The organism is Nocardia sp. NPDC050712, assembly GCF_040654295.1.
Taxonomy (GTDB): domain Bacteria; phylum Actinomycetota; class Actinomycetes; order Mycobacteriales; family Mycobacteriaceae; genus Nocardia.
This window is the reverse complement of the sequence record NZ_JBFAHT010000005.1, coordinates 126,792-133,238: the sequence shown is the minus strand read 5'-3', so window position 1 is coordinate 133,238 and position 6,447 is coordinate 126,792. Positions and strand designations below refer to the sequence as shown.

Sequence of the window (6,447 nt, the reverse complement as noted above, 5' to 3'; positions counted from 1 at the left end):
CTGTATCCCTATCCAGTCGGTGCCACAGCCGCGGCGTCCAGCAGCCCGGCCAGTCGGCGAATCGTCGGATGCCGGTAAAGATCCGCGACGGTGAGCGTCGCCTCGCCCAGATCGGCGAGCAGCCGGACCGCGAGCAGTGAGTTGCCCCCCAACTCGAAGAAGTCGTCGTCCGGTGCCACGGGAGCCCCGAACATCTCCGACCACAGCTCTGCGAGTCGGGCGATCATCGACGAATCCAACTGGGGGCGAGGGGCTTCCGACGCCCGCGTGCTCGACAACCGGGGAGCCGGTAGCCGGGCCGTATCGACCTTGCCGTTAACCGTCAGCGGCAGTTCGTCCAGCACGCTGATCGTGGCGGGCATCATGTATGTCGGAAGGCGCTCGGACAGATTCCGGCGCAGGGTCCCCGCATCACCGGCACCGCGCAGCACCGCGTAGGCATCGATGCGCGCGGTCGCTGCATCCTCGATATCGTTGTGCCGCACCACGACTGCCGCCGCGCGCACCACGGGATCGGCCAGCAGCACGGACCTTATCTCCTCCAGCTCGATTCGGAAGCCGCGTACCTTGACCTGGCTGTCGATCCGCCCGCGATGCACGAGCTGCCCGTCGGCCGTCAGCTGTCCCCAGTCACCGCTGCGGTAGACGACACCGTCGGCGAACGGGTCGGCGGCGAATCGCGCGCCCTCGTCGCCGGTGGCGTTGACATAGCCTTTCGACACCCCGACCCCGCCGACCCAGATCTCGCCCGGAACATCGAACGGCAGCGGCCGGCCCGCCCGATCCATGACATAGACGTGCCACCCCGGCAGCGGCCGGCCGACCGATCGGGAGCCCGCCACCGCCGCGCGCCGCGTCACCGTGTGCGCGGTCACGTGCACCGTGGTCTCGGTGATGCCGTACATATTCACCACACGGCACGTCGTCTCCGGTCGAATATCGAACCAGCGCAGCACCATTCGCGTGTCTAGCGGCTCTCCGCCGAGGATCACCAACCTGGTCGACAAGGCGGTCGAGCGCTCCGCAGCCGCGTTGATCAGCTGCGCAAAGGCCGAGGGCGTCTGACTGAGAACACTCACCCGGTTCTTCTCCAGCAGGCCCAGGAATTCCACCGGCGACCGCGACACCCAGTACGGCACCACGACCAGGCGCGCACCGGTGAGCAGGCACCCCCAGATCTCCCACACGGAGAAATCGAACGCGGCCGAGTGGAACATCGTCCAGGTATCGGTGGCGCGGAGACCGAAGTCGTCGGCCGTCGCGTCGATCAGGCCGACGACGTTCGCGTGCGAAACCGCGACACCCTTGGGACGTCCGGTGGAACCGGAGGTATAGATGATGTACGCGGTATCGGTGGCCTCGGTGCTCACCGATTCCAGCGTGGAGCTTGAATCCGTTGCCGCCGCCTCGAGTTCGTCGAGTGTCAGTACCCGCGCGAAGATGTCCGCAACGTCGGCGTCGGCCACGGCAACGGCCAGATCGGCATTGTCCGCGATGTAGGTCAGCCGTCCGGCAGGATAGTCCGGGTCCAACGGGACATAGGCAGCTCCCGCCTTCACCACCGCCAGCAGGCACAGCACCAGATCAAGCGAACGTTCCAGGCACACGCCGACGTGATCGCCAGCGCCGACACCGGCGGCCGCCAGCGCCCGAGCCAGCCGATCCGACCGGGAATCCAATTCCTGGTAGGTCAGTTCCTGTCCGTTCATCGACACCGCCACAGCGTCGGGGTTTTCTCGCACGCGGGCCCGGAACACTGCGTCGATCCGACGGTGCCCTCGCACCACAGCAGGTGCGCCACGACCTGCGCCGATGATCCGCCGCTGTTCCGCTTCTGTGAGCATGTCGATCTCGCGCACATCCCGCCCGGGATGACGCAGGATCAGGTTGTGGACGGTCGCGACATGGCCGGCCAACTGGCGCACCCGCTCGGCACCGAAGCTGTTCGATCGATAGCGCCAGCGCAGGCTGTAGTCGCCCACGGCATTGCGCTCCGCGCTCAGCGTCAGTGGGAAGACCGGAATCGGATACGGCACATAGTCCATTCGCGTGCCAGCGGGGTCTAGAACGATGCCGACGCTGACCTGCCCGGATGGTTGACCCGGGTCCGTTACGGCGGCGCGCAGTCCGGCGATGAGCTGTACCGGTGTCGCCACGATCGGTAGCGACACCACACCGCCTCGCTCCGCGCCCTCGGCGCCGGGCAGCGAGCGGAACCCGATCGCCGGAGTGTCGGTGTTGTCGTAGCGGGACAGGACGATGCCGAGCGCGGCCATCCAGACCAGCATTGCGTCGATCGTGGGCGCGCCATCGATCGACAGTTCGTACTCGCCGAAGCCGCCCGCCTGCAGCGACTCACCCGCGCCCCACGCGGGAACGATCGGCGCCTCGTTCGGCGGCACCGGCAAATCCTGATCCGCGAGCGCGAAAACGCCGCCGAGCGTCAGCTGTTCGGCCAGCAGTGCAAGCGTTCGACGGTCCAGCCGGTCGCGACGCGCGATCAACAGGAGATCCGCCCCACCCTCCACATAACTCAGCACCACGGCCCGCAGTCCGCGTCGCGCGGACACCGCGCGGGTCAACTCCTTCCGCCAGTACCGATCAGCCGCTACGGCCGCCACCTGATCCGACCAGATTCGAGGCGTGATGCCCAGCCGCGCCCGCAGGTCCTGCGCGGCATGGAAGCGTTCGACGAGGACGACCGGATCGACATCGCCGGGAACTCGAATTCGAAAACCGTGCAGCAATTCTCCACCTGCTGCGCTGTTATCGCTGAAGGCCCTTCTCTGATTCGTGGCCAAGTTTCGTGCCCCTCCCCTGCGTTCCCGTGCGGCTAATGGGCGGTGAATCCACCATCGACTGTGAGAATCGAGCCGGTCACCCGGCTCGATTCCGCGGATGCCAGCCAGACGGTGGCAGATGCAACATCGTCGGGTTCGACCAGGATATTCATCGGCTGGTCCCGGGTGAACAACGTTTCGTGATCGTCGGTGGAAACTCCGAGCGACCGCGCGACCTCGGACAGCATTCGTCCCTCCACCCAGTGCGCATCCCGAATGTTGCCCGGGCACACCGCGTTCACCCTGATCTGGAATGGCGCATAGTCCAATGCCGCAGCTTTGGTCAATCCGACCAATCCATGTTTGGCCGTGACATATCCGGCGAAATTCCGGTATCCCACCATGCCTGCGGTCGAGGCGATATTGACAATGGAACCGGATCGCTGCCGGACCATGGTCGGCGCGACTGCCCGGATCGCGCGCCAGGCGCCGGAGAGATCGACATCGATCATCAGCGCCCACTCGTCTTCGGTGATACCGTGCACGACCTTCCCTGACGGCGCCGCGATGCCGGCATTGTTGACCAGCACGTCGATTCGGCCGAATCGGTCGAGGGCGGTCTCGACGGCCGCGCCCACCGCCGCCGAATCCCGCATATCGGCCAGCTCGCTCAGTACTAGATGCCCGAACTCCCGGCAGAGTTCGGCCGTCAGCGCCAGCTGGCTTTCCGAGCCCAGCGGATACGGGACCCCCGCCAGGTCATGACCGATATCGAGGAGCAGTACATCGGCTCCCGCCCGCGCCAGCGCCACCGCGCAGGCTCGGCCCGCGCCGCGCGCCGCCCCCGTGACGATCGCGACCTTGCCCGCCAGGCTCATGGCCGGGCCGATTGCAGGACGGCATCCGGGCTGTCGACCAGATACATGTGCCCGCCGCTCGGTTCGACGAACGTGAAGTCGACGCTGGTCTCGGCCTGCCACTCCCGCGCTTGCGCGTCACTGACCAGGTCGTCGGAGCCGCCGCGAATCGAGGTGATCGGCACCGGCAGGGGCGTGCGCGAACTAGGCCGGTAATTCTCGTGCATCTCGACATCGGCCCGCAGGGCGGGCAGGATCATCGACCGAATCTGTGGCGCTGCCATGGCCGCGTCGGAGAATCCGGCGAATTCCCGGACTCGCGTGATGAAATCGTCGTCCGAGAGTCCAGTGGCGCGCTTTTCGCGCTGCGTCGCCGGGCCGGGCGATCCACTGACGATCAATCTCGATACCGTCAGATCGGTGTAATTCACCAGGCGCTGGGTTATTTCGTAGGCGAGTACCGCGCCGAGACTGTGCCCGAATAACACCACGGGCCGCTTGCGATCGACCTGCTCGAGAATTTCCGGCAGCACGCCATTGGCCGCGCGCTGTACGTTCCGATACGGTGCGTCGTCGATGCGCCGCTCGCGCCCGGGCAGTAGGACTGGGAGAATATCGAAATCACTGGTGTGCTCACGCCATTGGGTGAAAAATGAAGCGCCTCCGCCCGCAAAAGGCAGGCACACGAGAGTAGCAGTCGACAACGAGGTCCCTCCTCAAACACACACCTGCGGCAATAACTCCCTCATTGCCGGCCCCCAGCACAAATTTGCGGCAACAACTCCCTCATTGCCAGGCGCTGGACTACTTCATCCCATGATTGCTCGAAGTGGTACGCCTGTCAACGTCGGCCCGCCAACCGAGAGTCCCAAATCGACTGTCCGCCAGCATGATTTACCACTCCTGATCCGAGCTGGCCGAGCCCGCGAACTACTCGCTCGCACCACACTGATCACCTGTTTTCCACCGCGATGCCATACGACCGGCGCGGCAGCCGGCCACGGCCACGACAGCCCTGGTGTGCCGTCCGTCACAGCAACCGGATGCCCGGCAAAGGGCTTCCAAGTCATTTGTCACACAATGACTTCGGAGCCCTCCTCCCACGCGGGGCGATACTGTCGAAGGTGAAGAGGACGTGCGGGGGTCACCGAGACTTCGGACTTGCTCGTCTAGGTTAGATCTGTGACTCAGATGATCGAGCAACCGGCGAGCAGTGTGGGACGGGTATACACCAGTCCGGCGCCGCTGCGCCCTTCTCCGGACTTCGGTCCCACCGACCGGATGCGAGGATGGCTCGTCACAGCGTTCCTCACCGTGATCGCGGCAATTACACGGTTCGTGTCTCTGAGTTATCCCACCGACGGCGGGACACCCACGTTCGACGAGAAGTATTACGCGCACCACGCCTGGGAGATGCTCAACGGGGGAGGTACCGAGGACAACCCCGCCTACGGAGTCATCGTGCACCCGCCGGTCGGCAAGCAGATGATCGCACTGGGGGAGGCGATCTTCGGCTACACGCCGCTGGGCTGGCGTTTCACCGCAGCGGTCTTCGGAACTGTGCTGGTGCTGTTGGTCATTCGGATTACGCGCAGACTGACGCGGTCCACGCTGATCGGCGCAATCGCGGGCGTTCTGCTGATCTGTGACGGCGCCACCTTCGTCTCCTCGCGCATCGGGATGCTCGACATCTTCCAAACCCTGTTCGTCACCGCCGCATTCGGCTGTCTCATCGTGGACCGCGACGAAGTTCGCGCCCGGTTGGCGCATGCCGACGTCCAAGCGCGCATCGCGGTCAGCGAGTTCGGCCCGCGCCTAGGCGTGCGCTGGTGGCGTTTCGGTGCGGGCGTGCTGCTCGGATTGGCGTGCGGCACAAAGTGGTCCGGCCTATACTTCGTGGCCGCGTTCGGGGTGCTGTCGGTTTGTTTTGACCTCGCCGCACGCCGTGCCTACGCGGTGCGTCGACCGTGGTCGGGCACTGCCGTCCGCGACCTCGGCCCCGCCCTCTACGCCTTGGTTCTTATTCCCCTACTGGTCTATTTGGCGAGCTATGGCTTCTGGTTCGCCAGTGAGATCGGCTACGACCGGTACTCGGTGGGAAATCCCCAAGCCGGTAAGGATCCGATAGGTACCGGCGGCCTGTGGATGTGGGTGCCGGACGCTTTGCGTTCGCTGTGGCACAACCATGGAGAATCGCTGAGTTTCCATAAGGAGCTGACGAATTCGGCAGGTAATCACCACCCATGGGAATCCAAACCGTGGTCATGGCCGATGAGCCTGCGGCCGATGCTGTATCACTACGCCGACACCGGCAGCGGCTGTGGCCAAGTCAAGTGCGTCAAGGCCATCATGCTGATCGGCACACCCGCCCTCTGGTGGGTATCGCTACCCATGCTGGCGTGGGCACTGTGGCGCACCACGACCCGCCGGGACTGGCGTTACGCGGCCGTGTTGGTCGGCTATTGCGCCGGGATCCTGCCCTGGTTCCTGAACCTGGACCGGCAGATGTACTACTTCTACGCAATCCCGATGGCACCGTTCCTGATCATGGGAATCGCACTGGTCCTAGGAAACATCCTCGGCTCGCTACCCTCTCCTCGGACGGCCTACCGGTACCGGCTCCCGCCATCCGGAGAGCGGCAGAGCCTCAATCTTCTGCTGGTATGCCTGTATCTCGGGCTCGTGATAGCCAACTTCGTTTGGCTCTGGCCGATCCTCACCGGCATGCCGATCACCCTCAGCAACTGGGAGACGCATCTGTGGTTGCCCAGCTGGCGTTAAGACCATGCAGGATGCATACACAGCTGACA

At 64.9% G+C, this 6,447-nt stretch carries 4 protein-coding genes; 1 reads left to right on the top strand and 3 read right to left on the bottom strand.

Translation table 11 applies throughout. The features are described 5' to 3' along the window. Positions 1-8 precede the first annotated feature (8 nt). The 3 genes from AB0H76_RS33365 to AB0H76_RS33355 all read right to left on the bottom strand — a co-directional run bounded on the left by AB0H76_RS33365 (position 9) and on the right by AB0H76_RS33355 (position 4,323). Positions 9-1,844, bottom strand: coding sequence for a non-ribosomal peptide synthetase (locus AB0H76_RS33365; protein WP_357331462.1), 1,836 nt, complete (start codon positions 1,842-1,844; stop codon positions 9-11). Between the two features lie 989 nt (positions 1,845-2,833). Then, positions 2,834-3,658 carry an SDR family oxidoreductase gene (locus AB0H76_RS33360; RefSeq protein ID WP_357331050.1) on the bottom strand — a complete coding sequence of 275 codons (825 nt, stop codon included), beginning with the start codon at positions 3,656-3,658 and terminating at the stop codon, positions 2,834-2,836. After that, positions 3,655-4,323, bottom strand: a complete 669-nt coding sequence (locus AB0H76_RS33355; protein ID WP_357331461.1) for an alpha/beta fold hydrolase — start codon at positions 4,321-4,323, stop codon at positions 3,655-3,657. The genes AB0H76_RS33360 and AB0H76_RS33355 overlap by 4 nt, the downstream gene beginning before the upstream one ends. A gap of 505 nt (positions 4,324-4,828) precedes the next feature. Between AB0H76_RS33355 and AB0H76_RS33350 the strand changes: the two genes are divergently transcribed. Then, the gene (locus AB0H76_RS33350; RefSeq protein ID WP_357331460.1) at positions 4,829-6,418 is read left to right on the top strand and encodes a phospholipid carrier-dependent glycosyltransferase; all 1,590 of its coding nucleotides are present in this window, start codon (positions 4,829-4,831) and stop codon (positions 6,416-6,418) included. The last annotated feature ends 29 nt before the right edge of the window (positions 6,419-6,447 follow it).

Coding starts and splice junctions, on each gene's coding strand:
- AB0H76_RS33365 (WP_357331462.1), bottom strand. CDS start 1,844: ATGCTCACAGAAGCGGAACAGCGGCGGATCATCGGCGCAGGTCGTGGC.
- AB0H76_RS33360 (WP_357331050.1), bottom strand. CDS start 3,658: ATGAGCCTGGCGGGCAAGGTCGCGATCGTCACGGGGGCGGCGCGCGGC.
- AB0H76_RS33350 (WP_357331460.1), top strand. CDS start 4,829: ATGATCGAGCAACCGGCGAGCAGTGTGGGACGGGTATACACCAGTCCG.